Source organism: Pseudomonas sp. MD195_PC81_125 (assembly GCF_014060985.1).
GTDB classification, from domain to species: domain Bacteria; phylum Pseudomonadota; class Gammaproteobacteria; order Pseudomonadales; family Pseudomonadaceae; genus Aquipseudomonas; species Aquipseudomonas parakoreensis.
In genome coordinates, this window is record NZ_JABULD010000488.1 from 1 (window position 1) to 2515 (window position 2515).

At 58.1% G+C, this 2515-nt stretch carries 2 protein-coding genes and 1 pseudogene; all 3 read left to right on the forward strand.

Annotated features, from left to right (window positions below; translation table 11 throughout):
* Window positions 1-593, forward strand: a pseudogene (locus HT737_RS19780) (ATP-dependent metalloprotease); the annotation flags it as partial.
* A gap of 8 nt (window positions 594-601) precedes the next feature.
* Window positions 602-1453, forward strand: coding sequence for a dihydropteroate synthase (gene folP / locus HT737_RS19785; protein WP_182403809.1), 852 nt, complete (start codon window positions 602-604; stop codon window positions 1451-1453).
* 16 nt (window positions 1454-1469) lie between these two features.
* The coding region (gene glmM, locus HT737_RS19790) for a phosphoglucosamine mutase (RefSeq protein ID WP_182403811.1) at window positions 1470-2515 on the forward strand (1046 nt) is incomplete at its 3' end.

Genomic DNA, 2515 nt, shown 5'->3' on the forward strand with positions numbered 1-2515 from the left:
TTCCACGTGGCCGTGCGCTGGGTGTGACCATGTTCCTGCCTGAAGAGGATCGTTACAGCCTGTCCAAGCGTGCGCTGATCAGCCAGATCTGCTCGTTGTACGGTGGCCGTATCGCCGAAGAGATGACCCTTGGTTTCGATGGTGTGACCACCGGCGCTTCCAACGACATCATGCGTGCCAGTCAGATTGCGCGGAACATGGTGACCAAGTGGGGCCTGTCGGAAAAACTCGGTCCTCTGATGTACGCCGAAGAAGAGGGCGAAGTGTTCCTCGGTCGCGGTGGTGGTGGTCAGAATGCCAGCTTCTCCGGTGAGACAGCCAAACTTATCGACTCCGAAGTGCGCAGCATCATCGACCAGTGTTACGGCACGGCCAAGCAGATCCTCACGGACAACCGTGACAAGCTGGATGCCATGGCTGATGCGCTGATGAAGTACGAAACCATTGACGCCGAGCAGATCGACGACATCATGGCGGGTCGTACGCCACGTGAGCCGCGTGACTGGACAGGTGGCACGGGTACGCCTCCGCCTCCGGTGATTCAGGATGAGCGTCCGGAAACACCGATTGGCGGTCCGGCTGCTGACGTTTAAGGTTTGAAATGACTTCTGCACAGTCCCTGACCCGGTTGCCTTGCGGCAACCGGGTTCTTGATTTGGCCCGGACGCATGTCATGGGCATTCTCAATGTCACTCCCGATTCCTTCTCCGATGGTGGCCGGTACAACCAGCTCGACGTGGCCTTGCGTCACGCCGCAGCCATGGTGGCTGCTGGGGCGACGCTCATCGATGTCGGCGGTGAGTCGACCCGGCCTGGCGCGCGCGCGGTTTCACCGCTCGAGGAATTGGAACGCGTAGCTCCGATCGTGGAGCTGATCAATCGCGAGCTGGATGTGGTCATCTCGGTCGATACTTCGACACCTGCGGTGATGCGTGAAACAGCGCGCCTGGGTGCCGGGTTGATCAATGATGTGCGCTCGTTGCGCCGCGATGGTGCGCTGGATGCCGCAGCCGCGACCGGATTGCCGGTCTGTCTGATGCATATGCTCGGCGAGCCGGGTGACATGCAAGACAATCCGCACTATCAGGACGTCACTCGGGAGGTGGGAGAGTTTCTGGCAGAGCGCATGGCTCAATGTGCGGCGGTGGGCATTCCGGCAGAGCGGATCATTCTTGATCCCGGTTTCGGTTTCGCGAAAACCCTGCAGCACAATCTAAGCTTGTTCAAGCATATGGAAGCCCTGCATGCGCTGGGGCGTCCGCTATTGGTCGGTGTCTCACGCAAAAGCATGATTGGCCAGGCTTTGAGCCGACCCGTGGGTGAGCGTTTGCACGGCGGTCTCGCACTGGCGGCACTGGCATCGATTAAAGGAGCGCGTATATTGCGCGTCCATGATGTGGCGGAAACGGTAGACGTGGTGCGTATGCTCGCGGCCGTGGAATCAGCCGAATAAGAATGATGGAGCACTTATGAGCAAGAAATACTTTGGTACTGACGGTATTCGTGGTCGTGTCGGTGAATATCCGATAACTCCGGACTTCATGCTCAAGCTCGGCTGGGCGGCCGGTATGGCCTTTCGCAAGATGGGCGCGTGCAAGGTGCTGGTTGGCAAGGACACGCGAATCTCCGGCTACATGTTCGAATCGGCGCTTGAGGCAGGTCTGACCTCGGCGGGCGCCGATGTTATGCTGCTCGGTCCGATGCCGACGCCCGCCATTGCCTATCTGTCGCGCACATTTCAAGCCGAAGCCGGGATCGTGATCAGTGCTTCACATAACCCGCATGACGATAACGGCATCAAGTTCTTCTCGGGTAAAGGCACCAAGCTGCCTGACGAGTTGGAGCTGATGATCGAAGAATTGCTCGATACCCCGATGACCGTGGTTGAGTCGAGCAAGATTGGCAAGGTGTCGCGTATCAACGACGCTTCGGGTCGCTACATCGAATTCTGTAAAAGCAGCGTGCCTACCGGTACCAGCTTTTCCGGTTTGAAAATCGTGATCGACTGCGCACACGGAGCGACCTACAAGGTAGCTCCGAGTGTCTTTCGTGAGTTGGGCGCCGAAGTGGTCGTGCTGTCGGCTCAGCCCAATGGTCTGAACATTAACGATAATTGCGGTTCGACTCATATGGGGCAGCTGCAAGCCGCTGTTCTCGCCGAGCACGCTGATCTGGGCATCGCCTTTGACGGTGACGGTGATCGGGTGCTGATGGTGGATCACACTGGCGCCATCGTTGATGGTGACGAGTTGCTGTTCATCATCGCGCGTGATCTGCACGGGCGTGGCAAATTGCAGGGCGGCGTAGTCGGCACGCTGATGAGTAACCTCGGTCTGGAGCTCGCTCTGGCAGAACTCTCGATTCCATTCATTCGTGCCAATGTCGGTGACCGTTATGTGATCGCCGAACTACTGGAGCGCAACTGGCTGGTAGGTGGTGAAAACTCGGGGCATATCGTCTGCTTCAATCACACCACCACTGGTGATGCAATCATTGCTGCGTTGCAGGTGCTGAT